The organism is Paenibacillus sp. FSL K6-0108 (assembly GCF_045040695.1).
GTDB lineage: Bacteria > Bacillota > Bacilli > Paenibacillales > Paenibacillaceae > Paenibacillus > Paenibacillus pabuli_B.
Map to the genome: position 1 here is coordinate 4,679,714 of NZ_CP150288.1, position 20,222 is coordinate 4,699,935.

Here is a 20,222-nt window from a genome sequence, read left to right on the forward strand (position 1 = left end):
TTTTGTTATTCTGTCACAGTGTCATCTCCTTCGGCCTGCGTTTCGGCCACATTGTTTTTTTCTTGCTTGATTACGAATCCATCAAGACCGGATTTTCCGCTAAAAGAATAAAAGACACGTCCGCCGCTAGGAAGCGACTTCGTATCTTCAGATAAAGCTTCCCATTTCACAGTTGGTTGTTGCTCAGTGGCATTGCTCATCCCCACTACTCCAGCACCCGGATAAGCTCCGTCAAAGACAAGTGAGTTCTCCATAAGATCACCGTCATTAATATCAACTGTGCAGAGTTTTGTATCATACTCTCTGCCGCGTATGTGAGGGCAATTTCCGCCGAAATATTCCTGACCACAGATGGAACACGTTTGACTACTTACTGTGAAGCCGATTGAGGTATCAAAGATCGTTCCGGCATCAATACCTTCCGCTATTTGATCTATCTTGATGTCTCCGACCTCTTGACCCAGTTTCATATAATGGTCTGCATATAATGCTAGTTCATCGCCATCCATCTGCAATCGGCTGTCAAAGGTTCTACCGAGTGGAATTGTCATGATTCCTAAATTTGCCCAAGAGTGATCCAACAGCAACGATACACCTTCTCTGGCTTGGACAGCCATCTTTCGAAGGAATTTCGGTGTTAATCGGTAAAATCGACGTGGGATGATTTGATCACCCACAAGCTTTGCAGGAAACACATAGGCTTCTTCTTCCGTGAGCGGAACACGCGAAGTTGATTAATTCTCGCTAATTGCTCAGTTGTTGGCTTTGCCATCTACTCCTTTTCACCTCCTTCATGTAATAAACGAATCTTCTTTCTCAACTTGCTGAATCATCATCGTTATCATCAGACCCATACTTCTTCTCAAGACCAGCAAGCAACTCAGACGGTATATTAGGATCAAGCCCCATAATCCACCGTGCTTCTGTCGCCGCTTCTTTGGCAGTGATGTAGCGTTCTTTCTCCGCCAGTACATAGTTGTTAAGCTTCGCTCTCAGATCACGCTCTCTCTCCATTTCAGAACGTAGATCAATCGGAGCGTAGTCTGTCTCTACCAAGGTTTGAACGCCTCTCACTCTTGCAGCAATAGAAAAAGCCCGCTTCCAGAAACGCTTGGTTACGTTTCGAGCGGACTCTACGGACTTGATATATATTTGAGTATCCACGGAGCTGTAAGTCTCAGTAGAACCTTGATGCCTTGATAGTAATGTGAGTAACGTTTTCAACCCGGTTGCCATCTGCGTATCAATAATATCGATCAATTTCTTGATGTCTATCATCGGTCCAGCATTGCCACCCTTGAGATATTCAACTTTTACGCTATCCCAATGAATCATGGCATCATCTGGATTAAGCAAATTGAAATGTCCCATTATTTCACTCATACGTTCAGTCAACCACTTTTGCTGACCAGCAGGATTATTCTTATATTGATTAGGCATGTTTTTTAATAAAACTTCTTCAACCACGGATATATCCAACCTTGGGTATCCCTGATTGTGAACAACTGCCTTCAAATCCTGCAAAACCTGTAAATGAAAAAACACCGCTTGAAGAACAGGTAATATCGGTGTTCGCCCATACGGATCATCTATCATCGGATCGAACTCTTCATAAATGAATGTCGGCGTATCGATCTTTTTATACTGACCAAACCAATCTTCGCCAACACGGGGACATGAATTCTTGATGTATTGCCAAGGCACAAGTCGATTAGTCCCCTCTTCTTTCCTGAACCAAATCGTCGCAGGATCAACAGGTACGATATCAATCACATCGTTACAACGCTCATTCAGAACTACTTCACCAGCACAAGCTCCACGGACCATAATCATCATCCGCTGGATTGTGTCCAGTTTATCCAATGACCTTCCGTGCAGGTAACCTGGTGAAGGAAGTGGTGAGTCTAGCATATTTTTTATGGAGTCCAAAGCCTTCTGTCCGCTTTTGTCATCACTGCCACTCTGTTTCTTGGCTGTAAACGAAAGTGGCGTATCTCCCATACGCAAAAAGTTGTATAGTGCATGAGATATGTCTGGATGAACAGATACAAGAATCTCAAGCAATTCTTCTGCTGTATGATTCTGTAGTTTGGTCAGATCAATATTGTGAGCACTTTGGTACTTTTTAGGAAGCCAATTGAATATATCCCATCCGCTTGACGATCTTGGTGAGGTCATCCTACCAAAACCCATCATCTGACGCTTTACAGCAGTCGGAAGAACCGAATTCGCAAATGAATAAATGGCTTTATGATACCATTTCAAAGTTTCACCTCCAGACATAAAAATAGAAGGCAGGAAAAGTTTCCTGACCCCCTAAAGTTTTTCATACTTCCATGGATATATAATATCATCGAGTTACTATAACGTTACTACGGATTTACTCAGCAATACCATACATTCATCACCACCACCAATAAAAAAAGGACAAGCGTATCAGCTCATCCTCTCTAATAAATTATAAATGTTAACAGGAATTACTTGTTCCTTTCAGAATTAAAAGCCCGTTTCCTTCTTCACGTTTATCATTACCTAATGGATAGGTATGTTTAATTATTTGAGCATACAATTCATTCTCTGTAGGACTCCTGCCAAAATCTTTTTCAAATTGATTTACCAAAAGAGCCGCTGCTCCAGAAATATGAGGGACAGCCATTGAACAACCAGAAGCCATTTGAGTCCCTCCACCTGGAAATGTCGAAAGAATCATTTCTCCTGGTGCAACCAAGTCAATATTAGAGTTTGTAGATCGACAAGGCATGGTTTTATCAAGTGCTACTGAAGCAACTGATACAACCTCCGAGTAGTATCCCGGGTAACTCTTTTCATCATTTTCCGGCCCGCAATCTCCTCCTGAATTACCTGCACATGCAACGACCAAAACATCCTGTTTCACCGCATCTTGAATTGCTTCATGCATAGCTCTAACCGTGTCATCTTCACTTTCGTTCACAATAGACATAGAAATTATCTTTACTCGTTCACCACTTGGACCTCTCCAAGACAGTGCATAACGAATTGCTTTTGTGACCCACTCAGTAAAACCAATTGATCCATCAGTTGAACTACAGTTTTTTCGCATTAATACTTTCAAGATTAAAAGACTAGCTTCAGGCGCTACTCCAACAATACCTTCATGATTTTCACTTGCCGCAATAGTTCCAGCCACATGGGTCCCGTGCCAGTGATAATCCATGTAGTCATGCTCCCCTTCACCCTCAATAGTGAAGTTATATCCTCCAATAATTCTACCTTTTAAATCTGGATGATTAACATCGCAACCAGAATCTAATACAGCAATTACAACACCCTTACCTTTATAACCCAAGTCCCACATATAAGGAGCCTCAATAAGTTTGACACCTGATGGAGTTTCTTCACTAATGATTTCAGGCTTTGATTCATCAAATAGCAATTTAGTGGGAGCTAGCTGAACACGACTCATAATAATTTTCCTCCAATCCAATTCGAATTAGAGTTATCTTTCATAAATTTCATAAATTTCATTCATCATATTTCAAGTTCCGAGTTCACAGCTCATCTTTTTGAACCTGATATCCAATTCGACAAACTGTTCCATTCAGAATGGCCTGTAGCCAATAAAAAAAGCCACCTCGTTAACGAGATGATCTCTTGTTCTTAATACTGTCCCTAAGGTTTTAATTACTATGGGTCTAATCAGGCAACCATTCTCTCCGGCAAGCCACCAGGGACAGCGATATTACGATAGTACTCATCGGCACCAATCCTTTCGATTTAAGGGAATTGAACCAGTCACTCAACGCTGCACCTTTTAAACCTGAGATTAGGCTTGCAAGGTCCTTTGGATTATGAAATTGTCCCCAGTTTCGTTTATCTCTAAATGCTGTTATCTTCTCTATTAATTCATCCATAATTAGCCACCTCGAATTATTCGACAAACAGTGTCAAATTCCTCGCTTTTTTTGAGCTAAATTCATTTTTAATTTATGACTAACCATGATCTTGTACTGTTGATGGCCACCGACCACGAGCCCTGTTCGTTCCAGACGATTGGCTCCACATAGCCAAATTCCTCTATGCTGCGGCGAAGCTTCTCGTATTCGGGATCTCCCGGCTGAAGGCCAACCCGGGGGTTGTAGGCTGCTGCATTAATCTGATTGATTGAAACGATTCTGATGTTCATGTCCTTACCTCCATTGTTTTATGGCAACAAAAAAGGACCAGCACTATGGCTTGTCCTTCAATTGATCACTATTATTCTACTGAATGTACTCTTAACATTCTTAAAGATGAAATTAAAGCGATCAGTTTATAAACATCTTGTTTTCCCCAGAGGGAAGGATTATCACGCCCATGTAGAACCCAGTTTCTGTTGATTAACGGGGGCCTATCCTCATCAAATTGATGGTTCAGGAAAATATTGCTTTTTAAAAGATTAAGCACAGAGGTGCTGAGTGCGTAAAGAAAAGAAGTTTGATCTTGATTTTCAAATGAAGTTTCTACTCTGCGAATCAATCTTGTTCCATAAGCACTGGTTTGTTCAAAGAGTAGTTCATGTTCAATAGCAGATATAAAAGAAGGAACGACTGCTTGATACCTCTGATGGTCAATTAGATAAAAACATTCTTCATAGAACGCCCGCCATTCTTGATGCGCTGTCATAATGATTTGGTTCTTCTCTGCCTCATACAGATCGAAATTTTCCGCTTCAAATTCCATTACAAACAGTCTATCCTTCTCTTCTTGGCTATCTTCACTTTCAGCTATTTTCCTATATGCACTAATGGATATATGTGCAGACATACACCATCCATAACTAGTATTCTTTAAAGAGGCTTGATGAATTCGATCATAAAACGGAGAAGCGCCGTTTCGTTCAATGTACTGATATTGTTGTCGGATCATCTTGCTAAAGTCCTTTAATGCATTAAATACAGGTGAGTATTCCTTCGAAGCTTTCCGTAAAATCTCAATTGTCGGACCCAGTGATTTTAAGATTTTAGCTTGTTTTTCAATCATTTTATTCATATCTTGACTAAACTTTGTTTTTGCTAAATCAGTCTGATAATTATCATTAGTGAGATCACGATCGTTATTATCCATTCAATCCTCCCCAACTCTACAATGAATAACATATTATAACATTTGTGTTGAGTTGGTTTCCACGTTTGGGTGAGCTTCATATTCGCGCGTAGGCTCGCTCAGTTGCTGTTCTCCGCTCTTCAATAGACTAATCCCTGCAAACCCGGACGTTCTCATGTTAAGAAGCTCAGAACGGCTCACATTCTGTCATATGAGAGCAAAAGAAAAAGCCGCACAAAGGCGACTTGCTTATTGTTTATCCCTCATTGTTATAGTTACCACCCGTTCACTACTACAGTCTCGACATTCCAAGGTTACTTCCGCCTTTGTAGAACTGATGAATTTTCTTGTTTTCGGCTCGTTGTTATAACCCATACAGCCCAGACATGGGTACTCCTTAGCTTGCTTTCTAACGAATGAGTAAAACCCATCAACAAAGCTATGTTCCATGTCAATCCCCCTTTCTTACGTCCACTTTCGACATTCAGGAAGGTTTTTCCTTTCTAACACAACAATCAGGAGGTTTGGGACAAAATTGCTTAACTCCATCCCAGCTGCCCCATACACAACCTTTGCATTTCTCAGGCTGCTTGTTGGGTCGTGCCCGTTTCCTTTTACGTCTTCTGCTGCTTATCACTTAAATTCCTCCAATAAAAAAAAGCCGATCCAAGAAGGAACGACTTTAAATGTGATATGTATGAAGTTGGTGTTACGTCCTAAAAGCATGCGTCCGAAACGGTCGCCGCAAAAACGCTGCGCTCTTTGCTTTAAATGCATACTTACTATTCAACTATAGAGTCAATGTCAATTTACTGAATTAAGTGAGTGAACAGTTTAAGGAAACAAACTGACTTAATTTAGCGAATCCTCTCTTTTTCACTAAGAATCTCTACTGACTAGCTCACACACTTCACCAGCTGATAGAACCTAAATAAAAAGACCATGTCAAATGACATAGTCCTTTTGTTGTTCGCGGGAATAATCATTGTTATGAGTTAAACAAGCCTACAAAAACAATGAAGTAAATCAGGGGTAGAAGTATTACTATCGAGACAATAGATGATACTATTATTACTGTCTTTTTGTTTGATTTCATCCTAATCCCCCCCATTTTACAAACATTAATAATTGACATTAAGTACATAAATCATATTGTATCATATTATTACTACAAATTATATATGCTTCCATATCCAGTTCCGGCTTTGTTCACTTCGATCCATTGTCTCTTCACTCCAACAGTTAGTCCGAGTTTATCCCAAATAAAGTTCCAGGACCAATCAACTGTAAACTTGGCAGTTGTTTTATCTGAAGCAACAACTACGTTGTGCTCCTCCTTTGTTATGTGTGCACCTGGATAATAATTTTGGACCAGGGTCCCTTTACTATTTAAAATTTTAGTGATTTGACTTGAATTTGTTTTTACTTCAGTTGTTCTATAAGATACTTCTACATGTGTTTTAATAAAATCAATACCGAATAATGTTGAAACTGCCTCATGATACAATCCATGATCTTTAGTATCACCTACAGCCATAATTGAGATACCATTTGTGGAATAAGCAGGAGTAATTTCATTCACTGAACTGGTAACTACCAAATTACCGTTATAAAATGATTGACTACCTAATTCTCCATTCATAGCAGAAAATACTGTCTTTATAAATTCTGGGTCATTTAGATAATCTACAAACTGTTGCTGTTTATCTTCAGGTAAGCTCACATACTGGCTTAAGAAGTCATTAACATCCGATGACTCTGACGCTGTGATATGTAAAGATTGTACCGATGAAGATTCAACTTGAAGTTGTTTTAAATAAGCAATGTATTCCTCAGGAGTCTTAATACCAGTGATTGTTTGTGACGTTACTGAATAATTAGACTGTGATTCATTTGATTCAATTGCTGCTGCACCAGCACTTATTGGTACCGATAGTAACAAAGACATAGCAACAATACCTGTAATTAACTTTTTAGCTTTACTCAAAATTATCACTCTCCAAATTATATTATTTTTTTTGGAACAAGAACCACTAAAATACTTCATTTGGGTTTTTGTTACATTTAAAGCATATATTATTAAAATAGATATGTAAAGGTAATAATTTCCAATAATCATCTTTTTAGGAATTAAAAAAGCGAGAAGAGGAACGCACCAGTCATATGCCGCTTTTGCGGCTGTGCGTTTCATTCTCGCTTGATTTCCACATTACAAATATATCACGTCTAAAGTCCAACGAAGGGCAACAAAGCGGCAAGAATCCGGCAAAAAACCGGAACCCCTTTTTACACGACTGAACTGGCCGCTTCACGGTAGACAGTCAAACGCATTATTGTGGCCAATGTATCCAGCCCTGCTTGTTTGATTTCCCTTAAACGTCTATCACTCATATGCATTTCACCAGCAATGATGTAATCGAACTCACCTTCATGATCCAGGTAACTGCGTTGGATGACCTCCTGCTGGATGCTGGACAGTTTACTCATTGCAAATTCAAGTCTTTCATCCATGTTGATGAGCTGAGCTTCTCTGTCCACGTTATAAACAGCAATAGTCTCTGTCTGCTTGCTGATTGCATTGGTGGACTGATGTTCTCTATATACATATGCCTCAATAAGTGCTGCCTCGCGGTGGATGAAGCCTATCTACTGGCAGTGCTGAACGGTTTCCAAACATTCTTTCACAACGCAACAAGTATCACTTTCGTTGATCGACAACGCACTTTATCTTTTTATTGACACACTACCCAATGATGGAAGCATTAGGGCCTGAGGTGCTCCCAACAAATATTCACCGAAGGTGAGAACATATGCATCCGCTCTATCCGGTGATTTTAATCCTCTTTTTTTCATGTCCTTCTTACTTTCGAGAAGTATTTTCCCTTTACTGGTCATTGACCATTTTCTTGTGGTCAATTGAGATGTCAATACATCATCATCAGGTAGTTGTAATACAGCAGGGTCGCCGTTCATGTAATTGCTCATATTCTGCTCCAATTGTCCTTGAATGGATGCCCACATCTCTGCGCCTAAATTTCCGTAATGCTCATCCAATGAAGATGAACCGTTGTTTATCGGGATAACTTCATAAGGCAGTCCTTCCTCAGCAATAACTTCATTCAGCCGGTCCGTTACTCCACCGCCCACGCCGGTATCATCTATCCTGATTCTCGTATGAACAACTTCCGGATATTGCGGCAACAATTCTCTTATCAAGTTCAACACCCAGCCAGCAGTAACCATTGTATCTTTTTTGAAATGATGATGCTGTCCAACTGTTACTGGACCTATCCCCGCGTACATAGATGTCTCATCATCGCCAAAACGGGCAACGTCACAGCCAATCGTCAAGATATCACCGACTGGAGAAAGATTTACTTCCTTGGCAGCAAATTCAGCCACTTCCAACGCAATAAATGTTTCGGATTCCCCTCGTGGGAACTCACCTTCAACCCGGACACGCCAAACATCAGATCCTTTTCCATACTTTCTTTCAAGCATAGCTATATTCTCTTTGCTTGTCCGAGGACTGTTCAAACAGGATACTTTATGTGTATTGTAGTCAGCACGATCTCGGTTGTGAGAATCATAAAATACTCCGCTGGTTCGGGTTGGGTTACCACACATAAGCAGCTTATTGTATTCACCTGAGAGCGTACCCAGGATTGCTTCCATGATACGATCTTCAACCCCAGAAGCTTCGTCTACGATGAACAACATGTAGTCTTCATGGAAACCATGCATGTTCTCAGGCTTGGTAGCTGTCCGGGCTGTAGCAAACCAGCGTTCCTCGTAATTTCGCATGTAAATCTTTGTTTTTGTCCATTTAAGAATTCGTTTGAGGAGCGGACTTTTCTCCTGCCACTTGCTAATCTCTGCCCAAAGGACATCGTGGAGCTGCTGACGTGTCGGAGCTGTACAAATAACCTTCGGATATGGGAAGCATGTGAGAAACCATAATGCTGTCGCCGCTTCCAGACCTGTCTTTCCAACGCCTTGCCCTGATCGTACTGACACACGTGGATTACCGGCAATATCCATTAATACTTCGGCTTGCCATTCATCCGGCATAAACTTTAACATTTCAACACAAAAAAGCACCGGATTCTTCCGGTACACTGGGATTCTCTTTTTGAATGCAGCAAAGCGGCGTTTCGTTTGAGGTGATTCTTTACTCACCAGATTCCACCGCCTTCACCCAATCCTCAATAAGATTTTCTTCTGTATCTCCATCTCCGTTTTTCAGCTTCTCAATTTCAAGTCTCGTCTTATCTACCCGAGCCTGCATCTGCTGAAGCTCTAAACGGCGTTTGTCATTCTCATCGGCTACTGAAAGAAATTGTTTGATGGCTCCCCTGATCTCGCGCATAACTGTCGCCTCTGCCTTGATGAAACTAGCATACTTGTCCCAAGCGAACTGTATTTCCCATTCATACTCATCACCATACTCACCAGGCTTTTCCCTCTTCAACTCTTTCGTCATATCCTCTTTGTCTTTGATAAAGAAAATACGCTGCGCCCAAATGATCTTACGGAATCCTTGAGTAATGTTGTGCCAGATCATGTCTATCGGTTCCATTTGATGAACAATATCTATGAGTTCTAGGTACTCAGGATCTTGCGGCTCGAACTTACGGAACAATCCATGTGTTACAGCTTTCTGATTGCCCAGCGGGCCTCCTTTTCCACCTCGATTACCTTTAGCGTTCTGATTGCCATGAGGAGCACCAGGTTTACTGTTAGCCATCTTCCCTTCCCATTGATCAAGCGATTTCCACTTTCGGACTGATTCAGGTGTAATGCCCAACTTTTCTGCAATCTCTTTCGGCTTCATTACAGCGCCACTATCTTTCCAAATTTTGAACGCCTTTTTACGATTCGGATTCTGCTTTCTGCTCACAAAATTATCACCACTTTCATGCAATTGAGTTGGAATTCCTATTTAAGGTCAGTAATAGTCAAACGTTACGAATCAAAATAAGCCTCCGTCTGAATCGCAGGCTGTTGTTCTGTACTCATATGCACTAAATAATGTAAGTTGACTGAAACATAAAGGTAATTCTGTTGCACTCATTTCAGGCATGAAAAAACATGTTTCTTCATCTAATGTCTTCCTAATTGATAAATGAGTGCAATATAAACCGTATTGTGTTGCACTAAATTCACCTTAAATTCAAGATTGCCTTGTCCATCATGTCTTGAGTCAGCCCGATATAGTCCAAAGTCTCTCTCGGATCGATATGTCCGAACATCTCCATTAGTAACGCTAAATTCTCTGGATCATCTATATAAAGGCGATATGCCCACGTTTTACGAAGCGTGTGGCAACCAATTTCCTTTAATCCAAATTCTTTAGCAGCTGCATTCAAAAATCGATATGCTGTCGTTCTGTCAATTGGCTGGTTCCGCATTCTGCTGACCGTTTTTATTTGCCTGCTTGGGAACAGAAAATCCGTATCCTTCATATTTGCAATGTATCTGTCTAAATCCTGTCGTATACTTGGGTGGATTATGAATTTCTTAGCATGTTTATTTTTTTGTTCAACCAGGTTAACGTGTGTTCCCTTTACATCAATTACTCTTAATTTGCATAAGTCTGATACACGAAGGCCGCTGTATATTCCTATACAGAAAAACAAATAGTTTCGTATACTCCTAATCCAGAAGTAATGTTTCATGCCATCTATAACCCGTTCATCACGGATCGGTTGGACTTTTTTCATTCAACCACCTTCTCGGAATCTTTTTCCTTCCAGCAGCGTGGCACTATACAGAACTGAACAACACCCGTCCATGTTCCCACGCAGCACCCCCGACATTTTTCAGGTTGTTTCTCGTAAACCCTCGGAATAGCCGGTTCATTCCTGCTGTAAAAATTACCATCCACACTCTTCCCTCCAATACAAAAAGGCCGCTCCTAAGAGCGACCTTATATTTTCAAATTTTTATAAAATTAGAATATCATTCTTTTTGTACGTTTTCGCTACATAATTTCATACCTACAAATAATGAATCATTGCCATATCATTGTTCTGATCTTTCAAATCTAATGGATTTATGTTCAATAAATCAAAAACAAAATCAGCAAATTCATCTTTATGATTCCGCGCTCCTTCTTTAGGAGGGTTAAGATATCTGTTTATACATCCAGTATAAAGATCAGCCATCTGGATTAAATGACTTGCAAAAGAGTCGATTGGGCTAATTAAATCTAAAGTTAATTCATCATTAAAATAACCTTTAAAATTAGTTACCAATCGCTGTTCTAACTCTTGCATAAATAACCTGTCGTTTCCTTCTTCTCTGTCCTTCCAAAAGTTAACTGCTCTAGGCAAAGTAATTCTACCAGTGGATCTTTCATGCTCCACTCCATGATGCACATGTTGATAAAACATTGCATATATCATTTCGTCAAGTGATTTATACTTATTGGTTGATCTTTCAGTTACAACTGCTTTTAAACTAATCATATCGGATAGAGACAGCAGTTCAGTAAAAATATCTTTATACACATCGAGTTGATGTCTCTTCATATCAGTAAAATGAAATTCCTTCGGTAGCTTCATTTCCACTATCTGCTTTCCACTTCTTAAAATGAGATTGAAGTTCATGAACCCGATTGTGATCTAAGACCCATAATCCACCTATGATTAAATATTTGTCTGCGCCTGACTTGCCACTTTCATCAGCAAAAATAGTTAGAGACGGGTGACTAGGTTTGTTTGATATTTGGACTTCTTTTTCTGCTTCTTCTTTTCCTTTTCTATACCAACGTATTTTTTGATCTGCTTGAAATAACTTGTATTCATTTTGAATTTTCGCCCTTGCTCGGGAAATTTGAGTATCCCTTTCGAGTTTAAACATATCTTTGATATCAATTGTGTTGCCTGTCACGCCTTGAAATATCTGCCAGTACTTTATTTTTAATATCATATCTGAATTTCGTGACTCTTTATAGTTATTTAAAACGTATGCAACTCGGGAAATAAGAGTATCCAAGTTGCCGCTCGATAAGTTATTATGTAACCTTTGAACCTCTTGTTCAATCCGAGCCTTTTTCTTCTCCTCCTGGGCCTGTTCCTCCTCAGTAAGAAAATCTTCGTTTTGATCTTCCATAGATAAAAATCCTCCTTTTTCAACAATTTCCACCACTATAATACATAATATAGTAAAATATTCCTATCGCTAGAAAACCGCTCTGGAATTAATCCTAAGCGGTCCTTGCTTCAAGGCAACCTTAAACCTATTTCTCCGTCTTTATCTCTTCCGCGTCCATAGTCTATTGTTACAAAATCTAGAGTGCGATTGAATTTCAAACTATTGGCGATATTAGCTATGGCTCTGCGCCGCTTGTCCGCAAATGTAGTAGCTGCAATTCCCGGTACATCCTTGCGATAGCCTTTTTCCATGTATACCTGAGCTTTCAAATACTTCTTACCTTCCAAGAACAACAATCTCGCCGCTACTCCTTCGTGGGGATCTTTTATATTGTTGATTGCAAAACGAACATTATTGGTAATGAACACATATAACTTATAGTTATCATGACGCTTGTCCTTCATAATTACCGAATTAGCTGTAACGTCTGCTGTAAGTTCATGGCCTGATTCGCGTTTGGCAACTGAACCCTCTGCCGACAACAATTCATAGGCTGACATCCCATTCTCGATCTGCTTGAGTGCGTACTCATAATTTTGAATGATGTCAATCATGTCTACATATTTACCGAGGAGCCATTTTGTTTTACGAATATCCTCTTTGTCCACATCCGAAAAAAAGTTTAACTGAATGATCTTATTAGTATCATCAATGTCTTCTTGCTTAGGTATGACAATAATCTCTTCTGTGCTCATGCTGGTTCCTCCTGTGTTTCCCAAGCTGCTTTTTCTTTCATGAATTCCAAACAACGATTCTCAAACCATTCTAGTTTTCTTTTCGTTCGTTCATGGTCAGCTACAATGTTGGCATTGATTTTCGTCATTTCGGCCATCGCTTGATCACGTTCGTTTATAGCTTCAATCACTTTGAAAACTATCATCATTTCGCCCTTTTCATTGGGAGTAATATCGTATTCGTAGGAATCGATTAGTTTTAAATCAGAGTAGTCAATCATGCTTGTCCGCTCCTTCCTCAACCAAAATCACCGTTCGACCAGTAGTGTCAACCACCTTATCAGGCGTTCCATATCCTCGTTCAAACGCTGTGAATGCACGTTCCTGTAATTCCTTCTTAGATAAAGGTTCGTACCATTCTGAGAACATTACGCGCCGATCACCGACATAGAAATAATGCGTCACTCGTTTACTCATTGTTCCGCTCCTTCCTTGGGAGCCAACAACTCAGGATTTTCGTAGACGTTGCCGATCACTTCGGAGCCTGCGCAGATTGCAGAGTCAAATGAATGCCCTGTATAGCCACCGTTTCCTGCGTTCAGTTCGTACATTTCGAACGGCACAATCTTGTATTTGGACTGCTTTTCATCAAAGCATACAATCCCCTTGCGGCGTTCGTTGCACATAACGTATGTGAAATAGTCCATAATGTCGCCTTCGTATATATCTTTGTTTTTTCGATCTTGCAGACCAGTAAATTGCATGAACACTAATTCATCTGCATCATTCGCTATCAACAGCCCTCCCTTCGCATTCGCAATAACCCTAGATTTGGGCATCGATTTTTTCGCAAATTCTACAAGCTCTCTACCTATATCTCGAAATACATCGTTACTTACCAGTCGTTTCGTTTGCTTGTTCCACGCTCTAAATTTAATCTCGCGCATTTGTATATCCTCCTATTTGGGGAGACCGACCAAAATATCTTGATACGGCCTCCACTTCGTTAAGTTTATTCAGTCGATTGATCGCCTTCGGCCAATGATTTACGTTCTATCTTCTCAAGAATTACGAAGTCATTTTTATCAAAATGCATTGCTGCAGCTGGTTCGTATTTTCCACTTTCCCAATCAGCATCGAATCTCTCTCGATCATCAATGTAACTTCCGAACATTGCGTCCTGCTCAATTGCATAAATGAACTCTTTGAATTTTTCATCATCGTTGTCTTCCCAACCATAAAGGCTGTATCCGTCTGGACTGTATCCCCACACGGCACCCACAACCTCTGTGCCATTCAAATTGCGATAAGCTTCAGCCATGTTTTCCAGTACATCTTGTGGTGGTGGAGAAAAATCATACGTTGATTTAATTTCCTCGGCATTTTTGCTGAGTGGGACCCGATCTGGGTAGACGATGAGGTCTCCCTTGCTTCCAGCGAAGTGATCTTTTGAAAGGATCGCATAATCACGATCTATCCTCGGGTCTGAACCAACGGTAAATCCTCTGCCTCTCATCATTTCCAACATCCGCAGAAAGATGGGATGGGATATTTCTTTATCTCCCCTAACAGTGATATTCGTTTCCCGTACAGCAAAATTCTTATTTTCTTTCACGGAACATCCCCCCTATTTCCATTTTTAAGTTTTCATGTTATACTGCCGTTGAATATTTTTTTAAATGATCGTGTTGGTAGCACGATTAATTTAAGGACTCATTTGATACTGTTATTGCGGTAGACTCTTCTGCAATAGTAGTTACAAAAGAGTCCTTCTTCATTTGGATCAGGAATTTTCTGCTCTGAGAAGATTTCCTTTTGGCAAAGTTGACATATTCCAATTACTGTTCCAGACACTTATATCCCGTTGGAGGTTTCCATTCCAATCCAAGATATTTGCGATTTTTACGAATGGAGGATTCTAAACTCTCCAACTTATCGGATAAAATCGCGGCTTCAATACTCATCTCTCTGGCATCAAGGCCAAATTTTTCAGCATCAATGATGTCATCATACAAATTTCTTAACTTCTTCCGCATGATTCTGGAATGAAGCAATTTCTGCGGAACAGTAATCATAATTTCTTCATCCGATCAATGTTTCGAGTAAGAATCTCATGCTGTAAAGGCTTGTGTGACCAGATACGTGCTAAATCGTCAAGAGTCATGAATTTGTGTGCCATTGTTTTTCAACTCCCCTCAGATATAATCTTCCGGACGAAATTCCTTAATGAAATCAACTGCATCATCAAAGTCGATACGCCGTACATGGCTGTATTTCGCTACTTCAAACCTTTCCTTCAACTTACTCCAGATCATTCGACGATAACGACCAACCATATCCTTGAATTTCTCATCTGACTCTTTATAGCGATCTTTGGTCAGTCCATTAGATTTCTTGCGAACAAGAGACTGGAGCTGGTAGCATTCTGCATCCGTCAGCGTTACGCTGTCTCGGACCTCCTGAACCATCATCTGAACCTCTCCGACCTTTTCGGCAACGTCCTCTTGCATTTGTTTCATGCCATCCCAAAGTACTTCGCTTTGTCATAGGTTCTACCTGATCCAAAGCCTGCTTGATCAGCTACAATGTCACGAACCTGTCCGGCAGGCTGCTCAGGAACATTTTCCTTGCCTGCGGCCATTCGTTCTTTTGCCTTGATCCGTTCGACTTCCTCCAACCGTTTAGCCCACTCAACTCGCTCCGAAAAGGTGAATTCTTTCCGGTGCTCGTTTTCCGATATTTCTAGTCGAAGCTGATGTTCAAAGTCGCTGATTTCCATCACTCGGACTACAACCTCTTTGCGGTCTAGGTATTGATGAGCACGTAAACGACGCTCCCCTGCAATTAACTGATACTCTGGTGTAACAACGATAGGATTGATAAGTCCGTTTTGTTCGATATCTTTTGCCAATTCTTCAATGCCGCCAAAATCTTTGCGGATTCGGTCACTGACTTTGATTTGATTTATGTCAATTAACACCCTGATTCTCCTTCCAGAACGTTTAAAATAGAATCTTCATATTACTGGCTGTTCAGCTAGCCACTCTTCCAAAAATTCACGTGTTTCTCTTGATGGAAAGTACCATTTACTTCCGACTTTCCTTTTAGGAAACCTTGGATCAAAGAAGAATTGATCCTGTATGAAATTCCAACTCATGCAAGTCCTGCGCTTCAATTCGGATGCATCCCAGAAGACATACTCAGCGTCGGCTTCTTTTAAAATCTCTGTCACTTTCTCCTTAAGGAGTTTTTTTATTTCTTTTTCATCAACGCTGATCGATAGCATAAAATCTCCTTTCCCGTTAGATTGATAATTTAATTATCAATCAGGTCAAAAAAATATATTCTAAATTATTGACGATATTTATATTATCGTTTATATTAACAGTAGATAATTTAATTATCGCTTTTTGCATGACTAAGAAGCCTTTCAAAATAATCAGGAAACAGTTTTTCTGCTGGATGACCGAAATATTTTGATAATTTGAACATGAGATCTCTGCCAGGAGTGAATGTTCCATTCTCAATCATTCGAACATAAACCGTTGAGATTTTATTATCTTGAGCCACTTTTGCTTGTGTGCATTTATGTTTCCTACAGTCTGAGAAAAATTGTCGCTTTTGTGTTTCCACTAAACTGTTCACCTCCTTGCCTCTGATTATATTTGATAATTATATTATCGTCAATATTATTTTGATAATTATATTATCTTTCTTATTAAAAAGGAGAAATTGTACAAAATGAAACTAGGTCAGAGGTTAACTGAATTACGCGAAAAAAAAGGATTAACTCAAGATCAAATGGCAGAAAGACTCGGCATCAAACGTCCTAGGTACAATTCATGGGAAAATAGTATCGCAAAACCTGACATTGAGTTTATTGATAAATTGGCCGAACTACATCAAGTTTCAGTAGATTTTCTGCTGGGTAGAGATTCAACAGTACTTCCCGAATGGGCAACTTCCAAAGATAAAAGGGATTTCAAAACAATGTTAGAGGAAGATGGGGATGTAATGTTTGACGGGGTACCTATCTCAGGTGAGGACAAAGAAAAGATCAAGCGGGTTATGGAAGCAATGTTTTGGGACGCTAAAAAAGACAACAAGAAAACCTACGGTCGTAAAAAGAAAGAGGAGTAGCCTATGGACGATATCGTTCAAGGACTCATTAAGCGCTTTAAGACAAACGACCCCTTTGAAATTGCCGAAAGACTCAATATTAAGGTTTGGTACACTGATCTTGGGAAGTATACACGTGGCATGTACTATCGTAAACTAAGGCGGCGCTTTATCGTAATTAACTCTGATCTAAGTGAGCCTTGGATGAGATTTGTTTGTGCCCATGAACTCGCCCATGATCGTCTCCACCCTGGCATAAGCAGATTCTTCTTAGATGAACACTCATTCTTTAATGCTGGAAAATATGAACGACAGGCCAATCAGTTTGCTATCAAATTACTGACAGCCACAGTAGAACCTGAATTAGGCGAAACAAAAGAGCAACTCCTACGTCGATGCTCTGTGCCAGTTGAATTACATAAATTTATATAAACTTGCGCTTACACCGCTGCAAGGCGGTTTCATATAAATAAAAACAGAACATACGTTCTTTATGGGAGGTTTTTTGTTTGGCTAGCTTTAAAAAACATGGAACCGGATGGGAGTATCGACTACGATACAAAGACCCTTTCACACAAAAATTTCGAGAGAAAGCACAAAGAGGATTCGAGTCAAAAAAAGAAGCGCAGTTAGCAGTTAGAGAATTTGAAAGAAAGCTTGCTTCTGGCTATGAACAATCTGATTTATCACTTCAAGACTATCTGGATTTTTGGATCAACGAATATAAGAAAGGAAGTGTTCGTAAGAATACATTATTACTTCATCAAAACAACATTAAAAATCATATTATCCCTTTTTTTAAAAACATGCTTATACGAGATGTGAAGCCAATTATGTACCAAAATTTTATAAACCATATTAGTGAGAAAGGATATAGTCGACGAACTGTTGAATTGGTTCATTCCACTATGCATAACGCCTTACAGAAAGCTGTTATAATCGGAAAATTAGAAAAAAATCCATGTCTAGGTGTCGAGATAAAAATTAAGCGTAAAAAGAAGGAAGTACATTTTATTGATTCCGATGATATACCTTTGTTTATGCAAAACTCACGTCATTATGGTTATGTATACTGGATATTTTTCCGAGTGTTAATTGAAACTGGTATGCGGAAAGGCGAAGCAGCCGCTCTTAAATGGCTCGATATTGATTTGGATAATCATATCATTACAATTGATGAAACTTTAGACTTTACAGCGAAAAGCAAAGAAGAATTATTCGGTGATACCAAGACAGCAAAATCAGTAAGAAAAATAAAAATTACTACGAACTTAGTAAATGACATTAAATTTCACAGAGAGTGGCAGGAACATAACAAAGGCATACTTGGGGATAGATACCACCATGACCTTGATCTGGTTCTATGTAGGGAAGATGGAAACTTCATGCCTAAATCCTCCTTGTTTAATGCCTTTTCTCGCTTACAACGTTGCGATCTCCCCTCTCTCCCCATTCACTCTCTCCGACATACCTGCGCGGTTCTTTTACTTGAGTCCGGGGCAGATATGAAATTCGTTCAAGAACAATTAGGTCACGGAAGTATTCAGATCACATCAGATGTATATGCCCACATCTCGGGCAAGATCCAGAAAAGCAATATAGATCGATTTGAGAAATTCACTGAAGAAATTTTTGAATAGAAAACTTTTGTGGGCATTTTGTGGGCACTTTGGTTTTTCATTAAGTATGTATGGACTTGCCCACAAAAAGAAAAACCCCTCAGCGCTAGAGCGCCAAGGGATTGAGCTATTAGTACAACGTGATATATTGATCGCGTTCCCATTGGTGGACTTGTGTACGGTACATGTCCCACTCAATTTCTTTCAGCTCGTAGAAGTGAGCCAGGGCGTGATCGCCGAGAGCATCACAGATAACTTCGCTGCGGATCAATTCGTTTAATGCTTCTTTCAGGTCAGCCGGCAAGCTTGGAATGCCTTCTTCCACACGCTCTTCTTCTGACATGATGTAGATGTTACGGTCAATCGGAGCTGGTAAGGAAAGCTCACGTTTGATTCCGTCCAGACCTGCTTTCAACAAAACAGCCAAAGCCAAGTAAGGGTTAGCAGCCGGATCCGGGTTACGAACCTCAACACGTGTACTCAGACCACGGGAAGCTGGAATACGGATCATTGGGCTACGGTTACTGGCGGACCATGCTACATAACAAGGGGCTTCATAACCTGGTACAAGACGTTTGTATGAATTCACAGTTGGGTTCGTAATTGCTGCAAACGCACGCGCATGCTTCAATGTTCCAGCCATGAAGTGACGTGCAGTTTTGCTCAGACCCAGCTCGTCCGACTCGTCTACGAATGCGTTCGCTTTGCCTTGGAACAAGGATTGGTTACAGTGCATACCGGAACCGTTCATACCAAACAGCGGTTTCGGCATAAAGGTAGCATGTAGACCATGCTGACGTGCAATCGTTTTAACAACAAGTTTGAACGTTTGGATCTGGTCTGCTGCTTTTAGAGCGTCAGCATATTTAAAGTCGATCTCATGCTGACCTGGAGCTACCTCATGGTGGGAAGCTTCGATCTCAAAGCCCATTTCTTCAAGTGTGATAACGATGTCACGACGACAGTTTTCACCAAGATCCGTAGGCGCAAGGTCGAAATATCCACCTTGGTCATTCAGTTCGTTAGTCGGGTTTCCTTTTTCGTCTGTTTTGAACAAGAAGAACTCTGGTTCAGGACCAACGTTGAAGGAAGTGAATCCCATTTCTTCGGCTTCTTTCAGGTTTCGTTTCAAGATACCACGCGGATCTCCTGGGAACGGATTACCATCCGGAAGATATACGTCGCAAATCAGTCGCGCAACACGGTTCTCGGCTACCCAAGGGAAAATCAGCCAAGAATCAAGATCAGGATAGAGGTACATGTCGGATTCTTCGATACGCACGTAACCTTCAATGGAAGAACCATCAAACATCATTTTATTGTCCAGAGCCTTGGTAAGTTGGCTCACAGGAATTTCAACGTTTTTGATTGCTCCAAGCAGATCGGTAAATTGCAAACGAACGAATCGTACATTTTCTTCTTTTGAGATGCGTAGTATGTCTTCTTTAGTAAAACTCACGATACCCTCTCCCTTTCTTCTCTGCGTATTTGGCTTGCCTGTTATATTTGTACATTAGAATATTGCATGGGTCAAGGAGTCCTCCTACCCAAAAGCAGGATTTCCCCTGACCTGCGAGGTTATACGAAC

Annotated in this window: 26 protein-coding genes and 1 pseudogene; 3 read left to right on the plus strand and 24 right to left on the minus strand. The window is 40.3% G+C overall.

Annotation, left to right across the window (positions count from 1 at the left end):
* Window positions 1-5: 5 nt before the first annotated feature.
* From MHB49_RS21080 to MHB49_RS21190, 23 genes and pseudogenes are all read right to left on the minus strand, one after another.
* A complete protein-coding gene (locus tag MHB49_RS21080; RefSeq protein WP_405152879.1) occupies window positions 6-677 on the minus strand; it encodes a hypothetical protein in 672 nt (223 codons plus the stop codon).
* Window positions 678-816: 139 nt separating this feature from the next.
* Entirely contained in the window at window positions 817-2,265 is a 1,449-nt protein-coding gene (locus MHB49_RS21085) for a hypothetical protein (RefSeq protein ID WP_405152880.1), read from the minus strand.
* Window positions 2,266-2,467: 202 nt separating this feature from the next.
* Complete coding sequence (locus MHB49_RS21090; RefSeq protein WP_405152881.1) at window positions 2,468-3,445, minus strand: S8 family peptidase; 978 nt, start codon at window positions 3,443-3,445, stop codon at window positions 2,468-2,470.
* Between the two features lie 229 nt (window positions 3,446-3,674).
* Window positions 3,675-3,893, minus strand: a complete 219-nt coding sequence (locus MHB49_RS21095; RefSeq protein ID WP_405152882.1) for a hypothetical protein — start codon at window positions 3,891-3,893, stop codon at window positions 3,675-3,677.
* A 68-nt stretch (window positions 3,894-3,961) separates the two neighbouring features.
* A complete protein-coding gene (locus MHB49_RS21100; RefSeq protein ID WP_405152883.1) occupies window positions 3,962-4,165 on the minus strand; it encodes a hypothetical protein in 204 nt (67 codons plus the stop codon).
* Between the two features lie 71 nt (window positions 4,166-4,236).
* A complete protein-coding gene (locus MHB49_RS21105) occupies window positions 4,237-5,085 on the minus strand; it encodes a hypothetical protein (RefSeq protein WP_405152884.1) in 849 nt (282 codons plus the stop codon).
* A 1,147-nt stretch (window positions 5,086-6,232) separates the two neighbouring features.
* Window positions 6,233-7,255, minus strand: coding sequence for a hypothetical protein (locus MHB49_RS21110; RefSeq protein ID WP_405152885.1), 1,023 nt, complete (start codon window positions 7,253-7,255; stop codon window positions 6,233-6,235).
* Window positions 7,256-7,350: 95 nt separating this feature from the next.
* Window positions 7,351-7,710: an ArpU family phage packaging/lysis transcriptional regulator gene (locus MHB49_RS21115; RefSeq protein ID WP_405157206.1), complete on the minus strand. Its 360-nt coding sequence runs from the start codon at window positions 7,708-7,710 to the stop codon at window positions 7,351-7,353.
* Between the two features lie 78 nt (window positions 7,711-7,788).
* Window positions 7,789-9,246 (minus strand): DEAD/DEAH box helicase family protein, encoded by a 1,458-nt coding sequence (locus MHB49_RS21120; RefSeq protein WP_405157207.1) that lies wholly within the window; start codon window positions 9,244-9,246, stop codon window positions 7,789-7,791.
* Complete coding sequence (gene terS / locus MHB49_RS21125; protein WP_405152886.1) at window positions 9,236-9,964, minus strand: phage terminase small subunit; 729 nt, start codon at window positions 9,962-9,964, stop codon at window positions 9,236-9,238. The genes MHB49_RS21120 and terS overlap by 11 nt, the downstream gene beginning before the upstream one ends.
* Before the next feature lie 262 nt (window positions 9,965-10,226).
* A complete protein-coding gene (locus MHB49_RS21130; RefSeq protein ID WP_405152887.1) occupies window positions 10,227-10,787 on the minus strand; it encodes a tyrosine-type recombinase/integrase in 561 nt (186 codons plus the stop codon).
* A 276-nt stretch (window positions 10,788-11,063) separates the two neighbouring features.
* Window positions 11,064-11,597, minus strand: a complete 534-nt coding sequence (locus MHB49_RS21135; RefSeq protein ID WP_405152888.1) for a hypothetical protein — start codon at window positions 11,595-11,597, stop codon at window positions 11,064-11,066.
* Window position 11,598: 1 nt separating this feature from the next.
* Window positions 11,599-12,180: a hypothetical protein gene (locus tag MHB49_RS21140; RefSeq protein WP_405152889.1), complete on the minus strand. Its 582-nt coding sequence runs from the start codon at window positions 12,178-12,180 to the stop codon at window positions 11,599-11,601.
* 110 nt (window positions 12,181-12,290) lie between these two features.
* A complete protein-coding gene (locus tag MHB49_RS21145) occupies window positions 12,291-12,917 on the minus strand; it encodes a hypothetical protein (protein ID WP_405152890.1) in 627 nt (208 codons plus the stop codon).
* Window positions 12,914-13,177 (minus strand): hypothetical protein, encoded by a 264-nt coding sequence (locus MHB49_RS21150; RefSeq protein WP_405152891.1) that lies wholly within the window; start codon window positions 13,175-13,177, stop codon window positions 12,914-12,916. Before MHB49_RS21150 ends, MHB49_RS21145 begins: the two co-directional genes overlap by 4 nt.
* Window positions 13,170-13,373, minus strand: coding sequence for a hypothetical protein (locus MHB49_RS21155; RefSeq protein ID WP_405152892.1), 204 nt, complete (start codon window positions 13,371-13,373; stop codon window positions 13,170-13,172). Before MHB49_RS21155 ends, MHB49_RS21150 begins: the two co-directional genes overlap by 8 nt.
* On the minus strand, window positions 13,370-13,843 hold the full coding sequence (locus MHB49_RS21160) for a YopX family protein (protein ID WP_405152893.1): 474 nt from the start codon (window positions 13,841-13,843) through the stop codon (window positions 13,370-13,372). Before MHB49_RS21160 ends, MHB49_RS21155 begins: the two co-directional genes overlap by 4 nt.
* A gap of 65 nt (window positions 13,844-13,908) precedes the next feature.
* Entirely contained in the window at window positions 13,909-14,511 is a 603-nt protein-coding gene (locus MHB49_RS21165) for a hypothetical protein (RefSeq protein ID WP_405152894.1), read from the minus strand.
* A gap of 223 nt (window positions 14,512-14,734) precedes the next feature.
* On the minus strand, window positions 14,735-14,971 hold the full coding sequence (locus tag MHB49_RS21170) for a hypothetical protein (RefSeq protein ID WP_405152895.1): 237 nt from the start codon (window positions 14,969-14,971) through the stop codon (window positions 14,735-14,737).
* A 120-nt stretch (window positions 14,972-15,091) separates the two neighbouring features.
* Complete coding sequence (locus tag MHB49_RS21175; protein WP_405152896.1) at window positions 15,092-15,415, minus strand: ORF6C domain-containing protein; 324 nt, start codon at window positions 15,413-15,415, stop codon at window positions 15,092-15,094.
* An 11-nt stretch (window positions 15,416-15,426) separates the two neighbouring features.
* Window positions 15,427-15,876, minus strand: a pseudogene (locus tag MHB49_RS21180) (ParB N-terminal domain-containing protein); the annotation flags it as partial.
* A 36-nt stretch (window positions 15,877-15,912) separates the two neighbouring features.
* Window positions 15,913-16,182, minus strand: coding sequence for a group-specific protein (locus tag MHB49_RS21185; RefSeq protein WP_405152897.1), 270 nt, complete (start codon window positions 16,180-16,182; stop codon window positions 15,913-15,915).
* Between the two features lie 110 nt (window positions 16,183-16,292).
* Window positions 16,293-16,529, minus strand: coding sequence for a helix-turn-helix transcriptional regulator (locus MHB49_RS21190; protein WP_405152898.1), 237 nt, complete (start codon window positions 16,527-16,529; stop codon window positions 16,293-16,295).
* 108 nt (window positions 16,530-16,637) lie between these two features.
* On the opposite strand from MHB49_RS21190, the gene MHB49_RS21195 reads away from it, so the two are divergent.
* The 3 genes from MHB49_RS21195 to MHB49_RS21205 all read left to right on the plus strand — a co-directional run bounded on the left by MHB49_RS21195 (window position 16,638) and on the right by MHB49_RS21205 (window position 18,655).
* Entirely contained in the window at window positions 16,638-17,036 is a 399-nt protein-coding gene (locus tag MHB49_RS21195) for a helix-turn-helix domain-containing protein (protein ID WP_405152899.1), read from the plus strand.
* Between the two features lie 3 nt (window positions 17,037-17,039).
* Window positions 17,040-17,447 carry an ImmA/IrrE family metallo-endopeptidase gene (locus MHB49_RS21200; protein ID WP_405152900.1) on the plus strand — a complete coding sequence of 136 codons (408 nt, stop codon included), beginning with the start codon at window positions 17,040-17,042 and terminating at the stop codon, window positions 17,445-17,447.
* A gap of 77 nt (window positions 17,448-17,524) precedes the next feature.
* Complete coding sequence (locus MHB49_RS21205) at window positions 17,525-18,655, plus strand: tyrosine-type recombinase/integrase (protein WP_405152901.1); 1,131 nt, start codon at window positions 17,525-17,527, stop codon at window positions 18,653-18,655.
* 109 nt (window positions 18,656-18,764) lie between these two features.
* Here the strand turns inward: MHB49_RS21205 and glnA are convergent, their stop codons facing one another.
* Window positions 18,765-20,093 (minus strand): type I glutamate--ammonia ligase, encoded by a 1,329-nt coding sequence (glnA, locus tag MHB49_RS21210; RefSeq protein ID WP_405152902.1) that lies wholly within the window; start codon window positions 20,091-20,093, stop codon window positions 18,765-18,767.
* Between the last annotated feature and the right edge of the window lie 129 nt (window positions 20,094-20,222).